Genomic DNA, 20208 nt, shown 5'->3' with positions numbered 1-20208 from the left:
CGTATTTAGTTAAAATTATGTTACAAAACAGCATAATTAACCATTTAATCTGTTTTTTATAAAAATAGGCGGTTAATAAGATAAAAATAGATAAGGAAGTGTATAACCCAAAGAGAATACTTTTTTCGATAGAATTAAATTCTATCATATTCCATGGATTTACTTTTCTTGAAGAAAGTGCGCTACAAACAGTAAAGGGTTTATTGTTCGTAGCGCTTAGATCATAAGGTAATAAGTGGTGTGATCTTAATAACCGCGCTCTAAGATTGGTTTTAAGAATCTTGCAGTATGTGAGCCTTCAAACTCTGCAACTTGCTCTGGTGTGCCTGACACTAAAATTTGACCGCCACCACTTCCGCCTTCAGGGCCAAGATCTACAATCCAGTCTGCGGTTTTGATCACATCAAGATTGTGCTCAATAACAACAATGGTATTACCTTGGTCACGTAACTGGTGAAGAACTTCAAGCAACAATTCAATATCAGCAAAGTGAAGCCCTGTTGTCGGCTCATCGAGAATATAGAGAGTCTGTCCCGTACCTCGCTTTGACAACTCTTTTGCTAACTTAACCCGCTGCGCTTCACCGCCCGATAAAGTCGTTGCTGATTGCCCTAAACGAATATAAGAAAGACCAACATCAATCAATGTTTGTAGTTTACGAGCCAATGCAGGCACTGCATCAAAGAATTCTCTCGCCTCTTCAATGGTCATATCCAACGCTTCGTGAATATTTTTTCCTTTGTATTTAACTTCAAGGGTTTCACGGTTATAACGCTGACCTTTACATTGATCACAAGGTACATACACATCAGGTAAGAAATGCATTTCAACTTTTAAGACGCCGTCGCCTTGGCAAGCTTCACAACGACCACCTTTAACGTTGAAACTAAAACGACCCGGCGTATAACCACGAGTACGAGATTCAGGTACACCCGCAAATAACTCACGAATAGGTGTAAAGACACCTGTATAAGTTGCAGGGTTTGAACGAGGAGTACGACCTATTGGGCTTTGGTTAATATCAATAACTTTATCGAAATACTCTAGCCCTTCAACATCTAAATAAGGCGCAGGTACACTATTTGTAGCCCCATTTAATTGGCGTTGGGCAATAGGGAATAACGTATCATTAATAAGTGTTGATTTACCTGATCCTGAAACGCCTGTAATGCAGGTAAATAAACCTACTGGTAATTTCAGATTGACATTTTTTAAGTTATTACCTTTTGCGCCAAGAATAGTCAGCATTTTTTCACGATCAACTGGTACACGTTGCCCTGGAATTGCGATACGGCGCTCACCACTTAAGAATTTCCCCGTTAATGAATTCGGGTTATTAATGATATCTTCAAGAGTTCCTTGAGCGACAACTTCACCACCATGAACACCCGCACCAGGTCCAATATCAATAACATGATCAGCGGCACGGATAGCATCTTCGTCATGCTCAACGACGATCACTGTGTTACCCAAATTACGTAAATGGATCAGCGTTTCAAGTAAGCGATCGTTATCTCGTTGATGTAAACCAATTGAAGGCTCATCCAACACATACATAACGCCAACTAATCCCGCACCAATCTGGCTTGCTAAACGAATACGTTGTGCTTCACCACCTGATAATGTTTCAGCTGAGCGAGAAAGTGTGAGGTAATTTAATCCCACATTTACCAAGAATTTTAGTCGGTCACTAATCTCTTTTAAGACTTTTTCTGCAATCTTCGCGCGTTGACCGCTCAATTTTAGATTTTGGAAAAAGGTCATTGCATGACCAATGCTGTAATCGGCTATTTCTGGCAATGTTGTATTTTCAACATACACATGACGTGCTTCTCGGCGTAAACGTGTACCACCACAAGAGGCACATGAGCGATTACTAATATATTTAGAAAGCTCTTCACGTACCGCACTAGATTCTGTCTCACGGTAACGGCGTTCCATATTATTTAATACACCTTCAAAAGGATGATGACGAACAACAACATCGCCACGATCGTTTGTGTATTTAAATTCAATATTCTCTTTGCCTGAACCCGTTAAAATGACTTTCTGGATATTATCTGGTAACGAATCAAATGGCGCTTCAACATCAAAATGATAGTGTTCACCCAATGAGCGAAGCATCTGGAAATAGTAAAAGTTACGGCGATCCCACCCTTTAATTGCGCCACCAGCAAGAGAGATCTCTCTATTTTGGATCACTAATTCAGGATCAAAGAATTGCTGAACACCTAAGCCATCACACGTTGGACAAGCACCAGCAGGGTTATTAAAGGAGAATAAACGAGGCTCTAGTTCGCTCATGCTGTAACCACAAACAGGACAAGCAAAGTTTGCAGAAAAAACAATATCGTCTGCATTGCTACCGTCCATATCAGAGATAACAGCGGTACCACCAGAAAGCTCTAATGCGGTTTCAAAAGATTCAGCTAAACGTTGAGCCAGATCGTCTCGAACCTTAAAGCGGTCAATAACCACTTCAATGGTATGTTTCTTCTGTAACTCTAATGTTGGTGGATCGGAGAGATCACACACCTCACCATCAATACGAGCACGAATATAACCTTGAGTGGCAAGATTATTAAGTAACTTAATATGCTCGCCTTTACGCTCTTTCACCACAGGCGCTAAAAGCATTAGGCGCTTGCCTTCAGGTTGTTCAAGTACATTATCAACCATTTGGCTGACCGTCTGAGCGGCGAGCGGAATATCGTGATCAGGACAACGAGGCTCACCAACACGTGCAAATAAGAGACGTAGGTAGTCGTGAATTTCTGTAATCGTTCCCACTGTCGAACGTGGGTTGTGCGACGTAGATTTCTGCTCAATCGAAATAGCGGGGGATAAACCTTCAATATGGTCAACATCAGGTTTTTCCATCAACGAAAGAAACTGACGAGCATAAGCAGAAAGCGATTCCACATAGCGTCGTTGCCCTTCTGCATAAAGCGTATCAAAGGCTAAAGAAGATTTACCTGAGCCAGAAAGCCCCGTAATAACAATCAGTTTATCGCGAGGAATGATCAAGTTGATATTTTTTAGATTATGGGTGCGAGCGCCCCGTACTTCGATTTTATCCATGAATATATCCCGGATTGAGAGAGTCGCCGAAAAAGAAAGAATCGGATAATTATGACACAAAGTTAACTGAATGGATATACAGTATATATAGTGAAATTGAATGGTGATGTAACTCTGTCATTTTGAGACAGAAAAATTTCGACAATGTTCACAATTGAGAAATTCATCACACGTCATATTCAAATTTTAGCGTACGTGATAAACTTATTCGCTTATGATTTCAAAAAATTTACTTTCGCAGGAGTACCTCACATGGCGAGCAGAGGCGTAAACAAAGTTATTCTTATCGGTAATTTAGGGCAGGATCCAGAAATCCGTTATATGCCAAGTGGCGGTGCAGTTGCCAATCTAACACTGGCAACATCAGAAAGCTGGCGCGATAAACAAACCGGTGAAATGAAAGAAAAAACCGAGTGGCACCGTGTGGTAATTTTCGGCAAATTAGCGGAAATTGCGGGCGAATATCTGCGTAAAGGTTCACAAGTGTATATCGAAGGTCAGTTACAAACACGTAAATGGCAAGACCAAAGTGGTCAAGACAGATATAGCACTGAAGTTGTTGTTAACATTGGTGGCTCAATGCAGATGTTAGGCGGCCGTGGTGGCCAAGATGGCGCACCTTCTCAAGGTGGTCAAGGCGGTTGGGGTCAACCACAACAGCCACAAGCATCACAACAATTTAGCGGTGGTGCACAATCTCGCCCAGCACAACAACCAGCTGCCGCACCAGCGCCAAACAATGAACCACCAATGGATTTTGATGACGATATTCCGTTCTGATAGTTACTTGAGAACAATTTATCTAAAATCACTTAAAAAATTAACCCAGCTCAAGCTGGGTTTTTTGTTCTAACAACAGATACTTTTAAAAAGGACGTAATACCACAGTTATTTTCACAAAACCCCACTTTACACAAAGGTTTACTCTTGAAAAATATGATAGGATCTGTGTCATTAACAACGTCTGAGAGCATCTTATCCCCATGAATGAAGAGAAATTGCTCGCTCAGGCAGAAAAGATCTGCCAGAAACGAGGTGTTCGCCTGACTTCACAACGTCTGGCAGTATTACGTCTGATAATGCAGCAACCTTCTGCTATCAGCGCATATGATTTATTGGATTTATTACGCCAAGTTGAGCCACAAGCAAAACCACCTACTGTCTATCGTGGGTTAGAATTTTTACTTGAGCAAGGATTTATCCATAAAATAGAATCCACCAACAGTTATGTACTTTGTCATCATTTTGATGATGTTGAACATACGTCAGTAATGCTAATTTGTGACCGTTGTTTATCTGTCACTGAAAAGAATAGCCATAAAATTGAAGATGCAATTTCATTACTAGCAAAAGAGAGTGGATTTCATTTACGACATAGCGTCATAGAAATTCATGGATTATGTTCACAGTGCCACGAAGCACAAGAGTGTACACATCCTGAAGGTTGCCATCATGATCACAGTATGGATGATAACCTTAAGCAGAAAAAAACCGGCGACTATAAGCCTCGTTGAGCTTATAAAATACAAAAAGCCAGGTGACTTGTATCGTTGTCATAAGCACCTCCGTAATTAAAACACATCATATTGTAATTACATTTGTAGTGAAATGGTGTTTTTTTATACAAATTAGAAATAAAAAAATGCAGATGATTTTGTGGTCTTACATATCATCTGCATCTTTATAAAATAAGTTGTATTGACTTACGTTGGTACAAATTACAGCCATTCGCCGTTACGAATAACCCCTACTGCTAAACCTTCCACAGTAAAGCTTTGTTCGCGTAAATCGACGATAATAGGTGAAAATTCTGGGTTTTCTGCATGAAGTTCAATTTTATTACCGCTTTTCTTAAAGCGCTTTACTGTCACTTCATCTTCGATACGAGCCACAATAACTTGCCCGTTGTGAACATCTTGCGTTTTATGCACAGCAAGTAAATCACCATCCATAATGCCAATATCTTTCATTGACATACCATTAACGCGCAATAAAAAATCTGCACTTGGTTTAAATAGCATTGGGTCAACTTGATAGTGGCTTTCAATATGCTCTTGCGCTAAAAGTGGTTCACCAGCAGCGACTCGCCCAATTAATGGCAGTCCTTCTGGCTCTTCTTCCATTAGCAAACGGATACCTCTGGACGCACCAGAGACAATTTCTATCACGCCTTTACGAGCAAGAGCTTTTAAGTGCTCTTCTGCCGCATTTGGTGAGCGAAACCCAAGTTGGGAAGCTATTTCAGCCCGTGTTGGTGGCATACCCGTTTGCGAAATGTGATCACGAACCAAATCGTAAACCTGCTGCTGCCTTGCAGTTAATGCTTTCATTCCGCCCCCTGTTTGTTTATACAGTCAGACTGTGAGTATATACAGGTATATGACGATTTGAAACCTTAAATGAATATAAAACACGCATCTTTGGATTATTTTTCGACAAAAATCGAATTTTTTAACTTTATGCGAAGAAATGCCCCCAAAGAATGGTTACCCAAGTAAATAATCCCAATATAATAGCGATCAGAACGGCGGCAGAACCCATATCTTTTGCACGTCCGGATAATTCGTGGTATTCAGATCCAATTCGATCGACAACGGCTTCTATTGCACTATTTACTAGTTCCAAGATCACAACCAATACAACGGAACCAATGAGTAAAATGCGCTCTAGACCACTGACATCGATGAAAAATGAAAGGATAATTGCAACCAAGGTCACAATTGCTTCTTGTCTAAAAGCGGCTTCATTAATCCAAGCGGCACGAATGCCTTTGTATGAATAGCCACCGGCTTTGATGATTCGGGTAAGACCTTTATTTTGATTAGCCATAATAAACTCTATCGAAAACAAACGATTATTTTGCCACTTTTCTCTATTAATATTGTCACAGCACCACAGATCTACGAAAGACTTTCTGTTATGCTTTCGAAGTATTGCTAATAAGAGGCTACAACTATTTATGTCAGCTTGGCGTAAACTATATTATAACACATTGAATTTACCACTAAAATTATTGGTAAAAAGCAAACGAGTTCCGACTGATCCTATCGCTGAATTAGGGTTAGATACGTCGCGATCTTTCCTTTATGTTCTGCCTTATCATTCAAAGGCGGACTTACTGACATTACGACAGCAGTGTCTCTCTTTAGGATTGCCTGATCCGCTGCAACCTATCGAAATCAGTGGAACTAAGCTTCCTGCATATGTCTTTATTGATGACGGCCCAAGAGTATTCCGTTACTACTCGCCCGATCCTCGTAAAGATTCCGTGAAGACATTCCACGCTTATCTTGATGCACATCGTAATAACCCACATCTTGATATCGAGATGTTGCCGGTTTCCGTGATGTTTGGACGCTCTCCAGGTCGTGAAGGCCATAATGGCGTTCCACATTTACGTGTGCTTAACGGTATCCAAAAATTTATCGCTATCCTCTGGTTAGGTCGTGATAGCTTTGTTCGTTTTTCACCCACTGTTTCAATGCGTGAAATGGCGAACGAACACGGTACTGACACCAGTATAGCTCGAAAACTTGCGCGTGTTGCGCGTATCCACTTTTCACGTCAGCGTTTAGCGGCTGTTGGTCCAAAATTGCCAGCACGCCAAGATCTCTTCAATAAATTGCTCTCATCGAAAGCCATTGAAAAAGCGATTGAAGATGAATCAAAAGCGAAGAAAATCTCACTTGATAAAGCGCGTAAAAATGCCACAGATATCATGGAGGAAATTGCAGCTAATTTCTCATATGAAGCGGTGCGTATTAGTGATCGCGTATTAAGTTGGACATGGAATAAGCTCTACCAAGGTATCAACGTTTATAATGCCGAGCGAGTACGTAAACTCGCACAAGATGGGCATGAAATCGTTTATGTTCCTTGTCACCGTAGCCACATGGACTACTTACTACTTTCTTATGTGCTTTATCACCAAGGTTTAGTACCACCACATATTGCGGCAGGTATTAACCTCAATTTCTGGCCAGCAGGGCCTATTTTCCGCCGTTTAGGGGCTTTCTTTATCCGAAGAACCTTTAAAGGTAACAAGCTTTACTCCACCATTTTCCGCGAATATTTAGGTGAGCTATTTACACGTGGCTACTCGATTGAATATTTCGTTGAAGGTGGACGTTCTCGTACCGGTCGATTGTTAGATCCTAAAACAGGAACACTTTCAATGACTGTACAAGCCATGTTACGCGGTGAAACACGCCCTATCTCTGTTGTTCCAATTTACATTGGATATGAACACGTTATGGAAGTGGCAACCTATGCCAAAGAGTTACGTGGCGCAACAAAAGAGAAAGAAGGCTTTATGCAGATGGTCAGAGGATTACGTAAATTACGTAACCTTGGTCAAGGCTATGTGAACTTTGGTGAACCGATTTCTGTTGTCCAATACTTAAATCAGGCTGTTCCACAATGGCGTGATGATATTGACCCAATTGAGCCACAACGCCCAAGTTGGTTAAACCCAACAGTAAGCACACTGGCCGATAATATTATGGTTCATATCAATAATGCGGCGTCTATTAATGCAATCAACCTTGTTTCAACAGCCTTGTTGGCATCACGTCAGCGTGCTCTCACTAGAGAGCAACTATTAGAGCAAGTCGATTGTTATCTGCAATTATTACGCAATGTGCCTTATTCGACAGACATGATTGTGTCTGATAAAAATGCTGAAGCCTTATTAGAACACGCGTTGCAATCAGATAAATTCCAAGTCGAAAAAGACAGCCTAGGTGATATTGTGGTGCTCCCTCGTGAAAGTGCGGTATTAATGACTTACTACCGCAACAACACCATCCACTTAATGATCACTCCATCATTAATTGCAAGCATCGTCTTACATCATGAAAAAATTCATCGTGATGATTTAATGAAACAAGTTGAGCTAATCTTCCCTCTTATCAAAGCGGAACTATTTATTCGTTATGAGAAAGAAGAGCTCCCTGAAGTCATTAATACTTTGATTACAGAACTGTGCCGTCAGCGCCTGATTTGTTGTGATAGTGATGGCTTACTGCGTATTAATCCAGCGCGTATTCGTCCATTACAACTTTTAGCCGCCAGCGTCAGAGAAACATTGCAACGCTATGGGATTACGCTTTCCTTACTCAATTTTGCTCCTGAAATTAGCCGTGCATTATTGGAAAAAGAGAGCCGTATCTTGGCACAACGTCTTTCTGTCTTACATGGTATCAACGCACCTGAATTCTTTGATAAAGCGGTATTCTCTACCTTAGTTTCAACACTACGTGAAGAAGGCTATCTCAATGATAATGAAGATATCCTAAAAGCAGACGCATCTGCCCTTTACCAAGTGATTGCAAAATTAATGTCACCAGAAATTCGCTTAACCATTGAAAGCGTAGGGATCACTGAAGATAACAATTCAGTACAAGCTGCTGATGAAAAAAGTGAGTCTGAATCTGATGAGTAATCAGTAAATAGTGCCATGACCAAAATAGAAAAAGGGATAAGCTCATTGCTTATCCCTTTTTGTTTCTACTCAATAGTAGAGAATACTTCAGCGCTTACTTATCTTAAAAATAACTAAATAAAATACCCGCAAATAAAACAAAGCCAACATAGTTATTATTCATAAAAGCTTGGAAGCACGGCGCTCTTTCACGCTCTGCAATAAGCTTCTGTTGATAAATAAACAGCGCCGTTACTAACAATAGCGACCAGTAGTAGATACCTTTCAGATTCAGCAAAATACCGATACCCACTAATAATGCCAACATCACCAGTTGTAAAATACCGATAATAATTTTGTCATAACGACCAAATAGAATAGCAGTAGATTTAACCCCAATTTTTATATCATCATTACGATCAACCATTGCATATTGCGTATCGTAAACAACAGACCAGACAATATTGACAAGGAATAATAGCCAACACACTAACGGCAAGCTTTCAGAAACGGCAGCAAATCCCATAGGGATTGACCAACCAAAAGCCATACCTAAAATAAGCTGAGGTAGATTACTAAACCGTTTAACGAAAGGATAAAACCATGCCAGCGCAAGCCCTGCAACAGAGAGCCAAATAGTCATGGTATTAAGTGTTAGAACTAATGCAAAGGACAAGAGCACCAATACGATAAATAAAATTTTGCTCTCTTTTTCTGTCACAGCCCCACTAGGTAATGGTCGATTTTTAGTTCGTTCAACACTGCCATCAATTTTTCGGTCAGCAAAGTCGTTTATTACACACCCAGCGGCACGCATAGAGAACACGCCAATAGTAAAGACAATCAGAATATGCCAATCAGGAAAGCCTTTAGCAGCAATCCATAAAGCCCAATAAGTTGGCCAAAGTAATAATAGCGCTCCGATAGGTTTATCTATACGCATTAAACGGCTATATGCTTGCCATTTACTTTGCGTCATACTTCCCTCCAATTTTAGCTCCCCCTAATTACTTCTTATACACTGGTGATGCAGGTAGAAACATCTCGGTTAATAATAAAGGTTTATCTGAAAGCTGGAAACGAGAACGGCGTAGCCAATACCCATTTTGTTGCCCGATATGAATAAAATCGCGACTTAAGGTTGTTTCCTGAAACAGATAACGCCCAAGTGGAACGGTTCTTAGATTGACCAGTTTTCTATCTTCGCCTGTCAATGTCTCTTCTGGTACTAACGTCCGCCCTAATAACCAAGGAATATCGTCACCACACAATACCACTTCTCTTAACCAATAACGCTGACTTTTGGGTAAACACACGCTTTCGTCAGTTGATTCAATAACCTCAATAAATCCTTCTTGATAAGGCATTACAGTAACTTTCTGGCAATATTGTTCAAATCGCCGTGTCATTGAGCCTAATTCCATTAACCAACTTAATGTACTTTCTTGAATAGTTGCATGTTCCTCACTGGGTAGCCAATGGATAGGTGCAGGGGTAATTATTGATTTTTTGAACATTTATTCATCATCACGCTTTGATGATCCTAGCTTGTGTGAGTCATGATGCATAAGGATATCATGATGTGACTAATGGAAGTTAAAAGCTGATAACATTTCGCATAAATAATCTAAAAAAGCGTTAAAAGAAAATCAGATTGAGCACTAAACAATCAAAAAACAAAGGAGGTTATAAAAACCTCCTTTTTATCTAACCAACTACTTATATTCAGTTTATTCGATTAACGCCATGCTTTGTAACGGTTAATCAGATTATTTGTTGAGCTATCATGGCTATTAACACTTTCCTTACCTTTTAATTCAGGAAGGATACGGTTAGCCAGTTGTTTACCTAATTCAACACCCCATTGGTCAAACGTAAAGATGTTGAAAATAACACCTTGTACAAAGATCTTATGCTCATACATTGCAATCAATGCACCTAATGAATAAGGCGTAATTTCTTTTAACAGAATAGAGTTAGTTGGACGATTACCTTCGAACACTTTAAAAGGTGCAACATAACCCATGGTTTTAGGATCTTTTCCTGCTGCGGCAAATTCAGCATCAACTTGCTCACGTGTTTTACCAAAAGCAAGTGCTTCTGTTTGAGCAAAGAAGTTAGACATCAGTTTTGCATGATGATCTGATAATGGATTATGGCTAATTGCTGGAGCAATAAAATCACAAGGGATGATTTTGGTTCCTTGGTGGATCAGTTGGTAAAACGCATGTTGACCGTTTGTACCCGGCTCTCCCCAAATGATAGGACCCGTTTGATAATTCACTTTGTTTCCATCACGATCAATATACTTACCATTAGATTCCATATTGCCTTGTTGGAAGTAAGCAGCGAAACGATGCATGTATTGATCGTATGGCAGAATCGCTTCAGTTTCTGTGCCAAAAAAATTGTTATACCAAATGCCAATCAGAGCGAGGATCATTGGGATGTTATTTTCAGCATCTGCTGTTCTAAAGTGGTTATCCATAGCATGAGCACCTTCCAGCAATTGCTCAAAGTTGTCATAACCAACAGATAATGCGATAGATAAACCAATTGCTGACCATAATGAATAACGGCCACCAACCCAGTCCCAGAACTCAAACATATTGGCAGTATCAATACCAAATTTTGCCACTTCGGTACTGTTAGTCGATAACGCAACAAAGTGTTTAGCAACAAATGCACTCTCTTTCGCAGAGGCTAAGAACCAATCTCTTGCTGAATGCGCATTTGTCATGGTTTCTTGTGTGGTGAATGTTTTTGATGCGATGAGGAATAACGTTGTTTCAGGATCACATTTTTTCAGTGTTTCTGCGATATGCGTACCATCGACATTAGAAACAAAATGCATAGTAAGATGGTTTTTATACGGGCGTAATGCTTCTGTCACCATATAAGGGCCAAGATCAGAACCACCGATACCAATATTTACAACATCAGTAATCGCCTTACCTGTGTAACCTTTCCACTCACCACTAATAATACGCTCACTGAATTTCTTCATTTTATTCAGCACAGCGTTAACTTCTGGCATGACATCCTTGCCATCAACGATAACGGGAGCATTGCTACGATTACGTAATGCAGTATGTAATACAGCACGATCTTCAGTACGGTTGATTTTTTCACCCGTAAACATGCTATTTATCGCGCCTTCAACATCACATTCCTTAGCCAAAGCCTGCAATTTTTCTAATGTTTCTTTCGTAATACGGTTTTTTGAAAAATCCACTAGAATTTGGTCTGAAAACGTCTTTGAAAATTGCTCAAAGCGTGATGATTCCTGAGCAAACAGTGTTTTCATCTCGGTATCTTTGATAACCGAAAAATGGTTTTCTAATGCCTTCCAGGCTAAGGTTTGGGTTGGGTTTACATTTTTCATTCACAATACTCTCTTAAGATTACAATCCAATATTCTCAGATTGTAGCCTGACATTTAATAGTTACAGTCAATTCTTTCTCATTTGATGATATTGGTCAAAACCATTCAACAAATCTAGTACTAATTACTTACATAGGTAAAACCGATAATGCAGAGCTGATTATTAATTAAATTGATTATTCTTCACTCTGCATTGACTCTCTACTTAATAACCGATATTCCTAAGTGTGTCCAACATCTCATTTTTGCCTAAAGGAATACGACAATGACTGATAATACTGCTACGCCTTCACCTGCATCATCACCATACACTATCGCTAAATTTGGTGGCACCAGTGTTGCTAACTTTTCAGCAATGGAAAAATGTGCAGATATTATTCTTAAACAAAAGTCAGTTCGTGTTGTTGTTCTTTCGGCATCTGCGGGAATAACTAACCTATTGATTGAGCTTGCAGCAGGTACTGAACCTTCACAGCGAGAAGCTTTACTCTCACAAGTTCGTGATATTGAATACGCGATTATCAACCAGCTTTCTCAGCCAGAGATTATTTCGCAAGAAATAAATCGTCTACTTGAAAATATTGAGATGCTTTCTGAAGCTGCTTCACTTGCTACATCGGATGCGTTAACTGACGAATTAGTCAGTCATGGCGAATTAATGTCAACTTTGCTTTTCGTTGAGTTATTGCGTGAAAAAGGCATACAGGCAGATTGGTTTGATGTCAGAAAAGTGATGAAAACGAATGATCTATTTTGTCACGCTGAACCCGATATGGCGCAGCTTACTGAACTCACAAAAAACCTTATTCAACCTCGCCTAGAAGAAACAGTTATTGTAACGCAAGGTTTTATTGGTCAAGAGCCAAAAGGCAGAACCACAACACTAGGTCGCGGTGGAAGTGACTATACAGCTGCCTTGATTGGTGAAGCACTAGGAATGTCTCGTGTCGATATCTGGACAGATGTACCCGGCATTTACAGTACAGATCCAAGAATAGTGCCAGAAGCACATCGCATCGATCAAATCGCCTTTAATGAAGCGGCTGAAATGGCAACCTTTGGCGCTAAAATATTACACCCTGCGACATTATTACCTGCTGTTCGTAGCGGTATTCCAGTGTTTGTTGGCTCAAGCAAAGCTCCCGAAGAAGGTGGTACTTTAGTGTGTACGCAAACAGAAAATCCACCTGTATTTCGCGCAATCGCACTGCGTAGAAAGCAAACATTGCTCACGTTACATAGCTTGAAAATGCTTCATGCACGTGGTTTCTTGGCTGAAATTTTCACCATTTTATCGCGCCATCATATTTCAGTTGATGTGATAACAACATCTGAAGTCAGTATTGCTTTAACCCTCGATACAACGGGTACAACAAATTCATCAGGCAGTTTATTAACGAATGCCTTATTAACCGAGCTTTCTGCATTATGCCGTGTTGAAGTAGAAGAAGATCTGGCGTTAGTTGCCGTGATTGGTAACTCTCTTTCACAGGTAAATGGTTTAGGTATTAAGATTTTCGGCACATTAGAAAATTACAATATTCGTATGATTAGCCACGGTGCAAGTACTCATAATTTATGTTTATTAGTTGATGGCAAAGATGCAGATAATATTGTGCGTAAATTACATGATACTTTGTTTTAATTAATAACCAATTATCAATATATAAAAGAGAGATAAAATTTTATCTCTCTCAAAATTCAACCTTAATGATTGAAATGGTGTAAGCTTTAAAGAGCTTCATTTAATAATAATTAGAATAGAACTCTAATTTTATTAATGGAGTAATAAAAATGAAACTTGATGGTAATCTTTGCAATTTTATAAAAAACAATGCAGAAAAAGTAACATACTCTAACGCAGATAATACTTTAAAAAAAATAAAAAATCAGCTTTCCTCGGTCGAAAACTCAAATCAAAGTTATACAACAGCAGAGAAAAACACACTCTCTATTTTAAAAAATATTGAGTTAAATAAGACTTCTTCTAATGATATAAAAGATAGTTCTTTATTAGATCAACAATGTATTGAATCAATAATGAAAATAAAGAACATATGTAAAAATAAAGATATTATTGCAATAGGACAATACAACACACTACTAAATAAACTTGAAAAAGAAAATATAAAAAAAATAAGTCAAGAAAGTGAAGTAAGTAAAAAAGAAACTCTTTTAAAAATTAAAGAAGAGCTATTTAATAAAATAAAAGGACCCAACGAGAAAATAAAAGAACTCATTGATATACACTATAAATGCTTTCAGGAAATAACAAAAGAAATTGAAAACATTGATGATAAAAACATCCCTGAAAAAATAAATGAATATAACAAATACAAATCCCAAATTCTTGATAAAATAAATTGCCATGAAATTAAAAATGAAAAAGAAATGGATTCAACTGAACTTAGACAGTATATAAAAGAACTTCAACAATATGATAATAATCTAGATAAATTTATTGAAAGCACAAATAATATCACTCACAGATATAAAAATGAATTAGATATACTTAGCGACAAATATTTTAAATTATCTGATGATAAAATTTTAAAAATGGTAGATCATCATGTAGGTAAATTAAAAGAAATAAATTTACAAATTAATTAACCCTTTAATTTTAAATAAAACAAAATTAAAATTTTCTAATAGGCTTCTTCTAATAAGAAGCCTATTTCTTAATAATTTAATACACCCGATAACCGTTATATTTTTTCGCAAATTGATTAAATTTACCGAAATCAATTAAGGCAATCTCTAAAGTCTTATGCGATAAATGAGACATCTTCGCAATTTTTTCGACAAAAACGCGGTTATCTTCTAGCAGTTTAGCGGTAAGTGTAGAAGCAATAATCTCACACTCTTTCGGCGTGACAATCCAACCATCATTAGTAGCAAATTTATGGATAGGAAGATTTCCTTCTTTTCCACTCTCTTTGGCTAATAACGCTTCTTCTTCTTTCATTGCCTGTTTAAATAATTCTATTTCTTCTTCAACAGGTTCTGGAGAGGTAGGAATTTTATGATAAATATAGTCTCCCACTTCTTCAATGCGGGCAGGGGTCATTTCGGCTTTCAGCCAAATTTTATCAAAGGCTTTTTCATCTAAAATAACATCAGTATCTAAGCTTCCTGTTAATTGCATCAGATTTAAAAAAGCATTAATTAAAACTTCACTTAATGGATAATTTCCTTTTGCTAAAGAAGGAAACGGCACCTCAGCGCCAGCAGGTGGGGTTTTCTGAAGGTACAAAGTATAGTTCATTGTAATGTCCTTTTTTCTGATACAGGTTCACAGCTTAAACATCTTTAATGGGATCGACCAGTGAAAATAACAAGGGGATATTACTATCCCCTCACTATTTATTACATTATTGAGATCTGAAAATAAAAATAAACTAAGACTCATACCCTAAATTAGGCGCTAACCAACGTTCAACTTCACTTACGCTCATTTCTCTGCGTTTTGCGTAATCTTCAACCTGATCTTTTTGAATTTGAGCAACAGCGAAATATTTACTTTCAGGATGACTAAAATACCAACCCGATACCGAAGCGCCGGGCCACATGGCATAAGCATCTGTCAGTTTCATCCCAATGCGATTTTCAACATCGAGTAATTGCCAAATTTTGGCTTTTTCTGTATGTTCCGGACAGGCAGGGTATCCCGGTGCAGGTCGAGTTCCTTGATATTTTTCTCGAATAAGTTCGTCATTAGAGAGGTTTTCATCAGGGCTATAACCCCAAATTTTTGTTCTAACCAATTGATGAAGATATTCCGCAAAAGCTTCAGCAAGACGATCCGATAACGCCTTTACCATGATTTTATTGTAATCATCATGAGCATTATCATAAGCATTCGCAAGGGCATCTTCTTCTAACCCACCTGTGACTGCAAAAGCACCGAAATAATCAGGGATACCACTTTCCACTGGCGCAATAAAATCAGCTAAACAGTAGTTAGGAAACTCTTTTTTCTCTGTTTGCTGGCGCAAATGGCAGCTGTGCAATAACTCATGCTGTCGGCTTTCATCTTGATAAATAATAATATCATCACCCAAACGATTAGCAGGGAAGATCCCCATTATTCCTTTAGGTGTTAATAATTTTTCACGACTTAGCTTATCCAGCATCGTGTTCGCATCAGCGAATACCCGTTTAGCTTCTTCACCGACCACGTCATCTTCTAAAATACGAGGATATTTACCTGCTAAAGACCACGTCATAAAGAAAGGCGTCCAGTCGATATATTCACGCAAAATTTCGATACTGGCGGTAATTTCCTGCACTCCTAATTGATTGGGCTTTGGCGGCGTGTAATTTTGCCAATCAATTTGTAGCGCATTATTTCGCGCAACCGCTAAAGAAACAGGAGGAGTACGAGGTTTTTTTCTGGCATATTGCTGGCGTACGACTTCATATTCACGACGCGTTTTAGCAACAAAATCAGCTTGTTGTGTTTCAGATAATAGTGCCGCAACAACACCTACAGTTCTCGATGCATTTTGCACATAAACGGTAGGATGGCTGTAATTTGGCTCTATTTTTACTGCGGTATGCGCTTTAGAAGTTGTTGCTCCACCAATCATTAAGGGTAAAGAAAAACCGCGTCTTTCCATCTCTTTGGCAACATTCACCATCTCATCAAGTGATGGCGTGATCAGTCCTGAAAGACCAATAATATCAACTTTTTCATCAATTGCTGTTTGTAGGATCTTGTCGCAAGGCACCATTACGCCAAGATCGATGATCTCATAGTTATTACACTGCAAAACAACACCCACAATATTTTTACCAATATCGTGAACATCACCTTTTACCGTTGCCAGTAAGATTTTACCTGCAGAAGAACCTGCTTGCTTGGAGGCCTGAATATAAGGTTCAAGATAAGCAACGGCTTGTTTCATCACTCTTGCTGATTTCACAACTTGAGGTAAAAACATTTTGCCTTCACCAAACAAATCACCCACCGTATTCATGCCATTCATCAATGGCCCTTCAATCACTTCAATGGGGCTTGATGCTTGTTGGCGACATGCTTCTGTATCTTCAACAATAAATTCGGTGATCCCTTTAACTAACGCGTACTCTAGGCGTTTCTCTACATCCCATTGTCGCCACTCAGCAAGCTGGTGATTTTGTTCATCGCTTTTAGTGCCACGATAACGCTCTGCCAATGCCAATAAGTTGTCAGTGCTTTCTTCGTGGCGATTTAAAATAACGTCTTCAACTGCATTACGCAGTTCATCAGGTAATGAGTCGTAAATGGCAAGTTGCCCTGCATTTACAATTCCCATATCCATGCCATTTTTTACGGCGTAATAAAGAAAAACAGAGTGAATTGCTTCACGAACAGGATCGTTACCCCGAAATGAGAAGGAAACGTTAGATACCCCACCAGAAATTAAGGCATAAGGTAATTGAGATTTAATATCTGCACAGACTTCAATAAAATCAACAGCATAATTGTTATGCTCTGCAATTCCTGTTGCGACAGCAAATATATTAGGATCAAAAATAATATCTTCAGGTGGAAAACCCGCTTGCTCTGTTAATAATTGATAAGCTCGACGGCAAATTTCAATTTTGCGTTCTCTAGTATCTGCTTGTCCTACTTCATCAAATGCCATAACGACAACAGCGGCACCGTATTTACGCACCAACTTAGCATGTTCAAGAAACGGTATTTCTCCTTCTTTCATCGAAATGGAGTTAACAATTCCTTTGCCTTGAATACATTTTAAACCTTCTTCAATCACTTCCCATTTAGAGGAGTCAATCATCACGGGTACTTTAGCGATATCAGGTTCACCAGCAATAAGGTTAAGAAAACGCGTCATGGCTTCAACAGCATCTAACATGCCTTCGTCCATGTTGATATCGATGATTTGAGCGCCATTTTCAACTTGCTGACGTGCAACATCTAACGCTTCTTGATAATTACCTTCTTTTATCAAACGTTTAAACTTAGCAGAGCCTGTAACATTAGTTCGTTCTCCCACATTCACAAACAGTGAATTCTCATCAATGATTAATGGTTCAAGACCTGAAAGACGACATGCTTTTTTCAAGGAAGGTAATACTCTTGGCGCAATACCTTCTACTGCTTGTGAAATTGCGAGAATATGCGCAGGGGTTGTTCCACAGCATCCACCGACAATATTAAGAAAACCCGCTTGTGCCCACTCTTTAATTTGCTCAGCCATTTCTTGGGCATCTAAATCATAGCCTCCAAATGCGTTAGGTAAACCCGCATTAGGGTGAGCACTGACATAAGTTTCAGAAATTTGTGAGAGTGTTTGAATATATTGGCGTAATTCTTTAGGGCCTAACGCACAGTTTAAACCAAATGAGAGCGCATCAGCATGACGTAAAGAGTGGTAGAACGCTTCTGTTGTTTGACCCGTTAAAGTTCTTCCTGAAGCATCTGTAATGGTGCCAGAGATCATCACAGGTAATTCAATATTCAACGCTTCAAATTCACATTTAATCGCAAAAATAGCTGCTTTCGCATTTAATGTGTCAAAAATAGTTTCGACCATAATTAAATCAGCACCGCCTTTAATTAATCCGCGCGTTGCTTCTCGATAAGCGTCCACCAGCTTATCAAATGAAATATTACGAAAAGCGGGGTCATTAACGTCAGGAGATATGGATGCTGTTCTATTTGTTGGCCCCAAAACACCCGCTACATAACGAGGTTTATCCGGTGTTAAGGCACTCCATTTATCTGCACAGGCTTTCGCTAATTTTGCCGCCTCTTCGTTCAGCTCAAAACAGAACGACTCCATGTGATAATCAGCCATCGCAATGGACGTTGAGTTAAAAGTATTAGTTTCAACAATATCAGCACCAGCCTGAAAATATGCATCATGTATATCTGCAATAATTTGAGGTTGTGTTAAGACTAAAAGATCATTATTCCCTTTAACATCACAATCCCAATCAGCAAAACGCTCACCTCGATAATCGGCTTCTGTCAGTTGATATTGCTGGATCATCGTACCCATTGCGCCATCAAGTACTAAGATACGTTTTCCTAATGCTTCTACCAGTTGTTGTTTTATGTTTGCCACGTTGTTTCCTCTTAATCGAGAATGCTTTTGTGCTTGTTTTTCTTTATTGTTATTTCGTTGTTTTTTTATCCTACCATATCTTTTTGCAAAGATTTCTAAGACGAAGATGAGAGATTTTCACTTAGTGATAAACGCTTTTAATAAATATTTCTTATCACACATTTTGTTTTGAAAAATGCAGTGATCGGAGGAGTTTTATTACACCAGATAGTTCATAATAGATATTAATATGGATAGCATTTCTGGAGTGTATGCATGACAGTTTCCCCTACAAATAAAAAAGTGCGTAAGACGAAAACAACTGCCACTCAAAGCACCGCACAAGGAGGCCCTGTTCAGTCGCTAAGTCGTGGACTGACATTATTGGAATATATTTCCGAATCTCCGGGTGGTATCGCCCTAACAGATCTTGCCTTTCAAGCTGGATTACCTAATTCCACAACACACCGCCTACTCACAACACTTCAACAACATGGTTTTGTCCGCCAAGTCGGGGATTTAGGCTTATGGGTTGTAGGAACACACGCCTTTATTGTTGGTAGTAGTTTTCTACAAACCCGTAATCTTTTGGTAATGGTGCATCCTATTTTGCGTCAATTAATGGAAGATTCTGGCGAAACCGTTAATCTGGCTATTCTTGACCAAATTGAATTTGATGCGGTGATTGTCGATCAAGTGCAATGCAATGCACTAATGAGAATGTCTGCCCCTATTGGCGGTAAATTACCAATGCATGCATCTGGTGCAGGTAAAGCATTCCTTTCTACTTTGCCAGAAAATAAATTACTGCCTTTGCTCCAGAAAAAAGGCTTAATGGCTTATACACCTCACACCCGAACACTCCCTTCATCTCTAAAAGAAAACTTAGAGCAAGCTCGTAAACAAGGTTTTTCTTTCGATGATGAAGAACATGCTTTAGGTCTTCGCTGTATTGGTGCTTGTATTTATGATGAACACCACCAGCCTTTTGCGGCTATTTCACTTTCAGGTCCAGTTTCTAGAATGACAGATTCACGTATTACTGAATTAGGTGCGATGGTTATCAAAGCAGCAAAACAAATTAGCCGTGAATACGGTGGTGTAAAAAGTTAACCTGACTTTTGCCTTCCTTGTCATCAACAACAAGGAAGGTATTTTCCAAAATAAAACGATTCAGCTTGGTAAAAAGTCGACTTTTCCCTCTTTATTCCCATCAAATATTAAAAAACTGTTACTTATCACCTTAAAAAATTGATGTCGATCAC

14 protein-coding genes are annotated in these 20208 nt (G+C 38.9%); 6 read left to right on the top strand and 8 right to left on the bottom strand.

Annotated features, from left to right (window positions below):
• Positions 1 to 246 precede the first annotated feature (246 nt).
• Positions 247 to 3081 (bottom strand): excinuclease ABC subunit UvrA, encoded by a 2835-nt coding sequence (uvrA, locus tag C0T34_RS17440; RefSeq protein ID WP_109850569.1) that lies wholly within the window; start codon positions 3079 to 3081, stop codon positions 247 to 249.
• Between the two features lie 252 nt (positions 3082 to 3333).
• On the opposite strand from uvrA, the gene ssb1 reads away from it, so the two are divergent.
• Both ssb1 and zur read left to right on the top strand, forming a co-directional pair.
• Entirely contained in the window at positions 3334 to 3861 is a 528-nt protein-coding gene (ssb1, locus tag C0T34_RS17435) for a single-stranded DNA-binding protein SSB1 (protein ID WP_088494417.1), read from the top strand.
• Between the two features lie 203 nt (positions 3862 to 4064).
• Positions 4065 to 4595, top strand: coding sequence for a zinc uptake transcriptional repressor Zur (gene zur, locus C0T34_RS17430; protein ID WP_088494416.1), 531 nt, complete (start codon positions 4065 to 4067; stop codon positions 4593 to 4595).
• A 204-nt stretch (positions 4596 to 4799) separates the two neighbouring features.
• Here the strand turns inward: zur and lexA are convergent, their stop codons facing one another.
• Positions 4800 to 5411 (bottom strand): transcriptional repressor LexA, encoded by a 612-nt coding sequence (gene lexA, locus C0T34_RS17425; RefSeq protein WP_023583074.1) that lies wholly within the window; start codon positions 5409 to 5411, stop codon positions 4800 to 4802.
• A 127-nt stretch (positions 5412 to 5538) separates the two neighbouring features.
• On the bottom strand, positions 5539 to 5910 hold the full coding sequence (locus C0T34_RS17420; RefSeq protein ID WP_006536373.1) for a diacylglycerol kinase: 372 nt from the start codon (positions 5908 to 5910) through the stop codon (positions 5539 to 5541).
• Between the two features lie 130 nt (positions 5911 to 6040).
• Between C0T34_RS17420 and plsB the strand changes: the two genes are divergently transcribed.
• A complete protein-coding gene (gene plsB / locus C0T34_RS17415) occupies positions 6041 to 8524 on the top strand; it encodes a glycerol-3-phosphate 1-O-acyltransferase PlsB (protein ID WP_109850568.1) in 2484 nt (827 codons plus the stop codon).
• Between the two features lie 103 nt (positions 8525 to 8627).
• On the opposite strand, the gene ubiA is transcribed toward plsB, so the two are convergent.
• The 3 genes from ubiA to pgi all read right to left on the bottom strand — a co-directional run bounded on the left by ubiA (position 8628) and on the right by pgi (position 11888).
• A complete protein-coding gene (ubiA, locus tag C0T34_RS17410) occupies positions 8628 to 9482 on the bottom strand; it encodes a 4-hydroxybenzoate octaprenyltransferase (RefSeq protein ID WP_088494414.1) in 855 nt (284 codons plus the stop codon).
• Between the two features lie 28 nt (positions 9483 to 9510).
• Positions 9511 to 10020 (bottom strand): chorismate lyase, encoded by a 510-nt coding sequence (ubiC, locus tag C0T34_RS17405; protein WP_098941753.1) that lies wholly within the window; start codon positions 10018 to 10020, stop codon positions 9511 to 9513.
• Positions 10021 to 10241: 221 nt separating this feature from the next.
• Positions 10242 to 11888 (bottom strand): glucose-6-phosphate isomerase, encoded by a 1647-nt coding sequence (gene pgi / locus C0T34_RS17400; RefSeq protein ID WP_109850567.1) that lies wholly within the window; start codon positions 11886 to 11888, stop codon positions 10242 to 10244.
• Between the two features lie 265 nt (positions 11889 to 12153).
• Here pgi and lysC point away from each other — a divergent pair, with 265 nt between their 5' ends.
• The gene (gene lysC, locus C0T34_RS17395) at positions 12154 to 13533 is read left to right on the top strand and encodes a lysine-sensitive aspartokinase 3 (protein WP_109850566.1); all 1380 of its coding nucleotides are present in this window, start codon (positions 12154 to 12156) and stop codon (positions 13531 to 13533) included.
• Between the two features lie 149 nt (positions 13534 to 13682).
• Positions 13683 to 14498 carry a hypothetical protein gene (locus tag C0T34_RS17390; protein ID WP_109850565.1) on the top strand — a complete coding sequence of 272 codons (816 nt, stop codon included), beginning with the start codon at positions 13683 to 13685 and terminating at the stop codon, positions 14496 to 14498.
• 76 nt (positions 14499 to 14574) lie between these two features.
• Here the strand turns inward: C0T34_RS17390 and C0T34_RS17385 are convergent, their stop codons facing one another.
• A complete protein-coding gene (locus C0T34_RS17385) occupies positions 14575 to 15153 on the bottom strand; it encodes a hypothetical protein (RefSeq protein ID WP_202611101.1) in 579 nt (192 codons plus the stop codon).
• A gap of 133 nt (positions 15154 to 15286) precedes the next feature.
• Positions 15287 to 18964 carry a methionine synthase gene (metH, locus tag C0T34_RS17380; RefSeq protein ID WP_109850564.1) on the bottom strand — a complete coding sequence of 1226 codons (3678 nt, stop codon included), beginning with the start codon at positions 18962 to 18964 and terminating at the stop codon, positions 15287 to 15289.
• 255 nt (positions 18965 to 19219) lie between these two features.
• Here metH and iclR point away from each other — a divergent pair, with 255 nt between their 5' ends.
• Positions 19220 to 20056, top strand: coding sequence for a glyoxylate bypass operon transcriptional repressor IclR (iclR, locus tag C0T34_RS17375; protein ID WP_075673076.1), 837 nt, complete (start codon positions 19220 to 19222; stop codon positions 20054 to 20056).
• Positions 20057 to 20208: the final 152 nt, after the last annotated feature.

It is taken from the genome of Proteus sp. CA142267, assembly GCF_003336825.1.
Classification (GTDB): Bacteria; Pseudomonadota; Gammaproteobacteria; order Enterobacterales; family Enterobacteriaceae; genus Proteus; species Proteus terrae.
Note: the sequence above shows the minus strand (reverse complement) of the source record. Positions and strands in the feature narration are given on the sequence as shown.

Coding starts and splice junctions, on each gene's coding strand:
- ssb1 (WP_088494417.1), top strand. CDS start 3,334: ATGGCGAGCAGAGGCGTAAACAAAGTTATTCTTATCGGTAATTTAGGG.
- zur (WP_088494416.1), top strand. CDS start 4,065: ATGAATGAAGAGAAATTGCTCGCTCAGGCAGAAAAGATCTGCCAGAAA.
- ubiA (WP_088494414.1), bottom strand. CDS start 9,482: ATGACGCAAAGTAAATGGCAAGCATATAGCCGTTTAATGCGTATAGAT.
- C0T34_RS17420 (WP_006536373.1), bottom strand. CDS start 5,910: ATGGCTAATCAAAATAAAGGTCTTACCCGAATCATCAAAGCCGGTGGC.
- C0T34_RS17385 (WP_202611101.1), bottom strand. CDS start 15,153: ATGAACTATACTTTGTACCTTCAGAAAACCCCACCTGCTGGCGCTGAG.
- C0T34_RS17390 (WP_109850565.1), top strand. CDS start 13,683: ATGAAACTTGATGGTAATCTTTGCAATTTTATAAAAAACAATGCAGAA.
- plsB (WP_109850568.1), top strand. CDS start 6,041: ATGTCAGCTTGGCGTAAACTATATTATAACACATTGAATTTACCACTA.
- ubiC (WP_098941753.1), bottom strand. CDS start 10,020: ATGTTCAAAAAATCAATAATTACCCCTGCACCTATCCATTGGCTACCC.
- uvrA (WP_109850569.1), bottom strand. CDS start 3,081: ATGGATAAAATCGAAGTACGGGGCGCTCGCACCCATAATCTAAAAAAT.
- lexA (WP_023583074.1), bottom strand. CDS start 5,411: ATGAAAGCATTAACTGCAAGGCAGCAGCAGGTTTACGATTTGGTTCGT.
- pgi (WP_109850567.1), bottom strand. CDS start 11,888: ATGAAAAATGTAAACCCAACCCAAACCTTAGCCTGGAAGGCATTAGAA.
- lysC (WP_109850566.1), top strand. CDS start 12,154: ATGACTGATAATACTGCTACGCCTTCACCTGCATCATCACCATACACT.
- iclR (WP_075673076.1), top strand. CDS start 19,220: ATGACAGTTTCCCCTACAAATAAAAAAGTGCGTAAGACGAAAACAACT.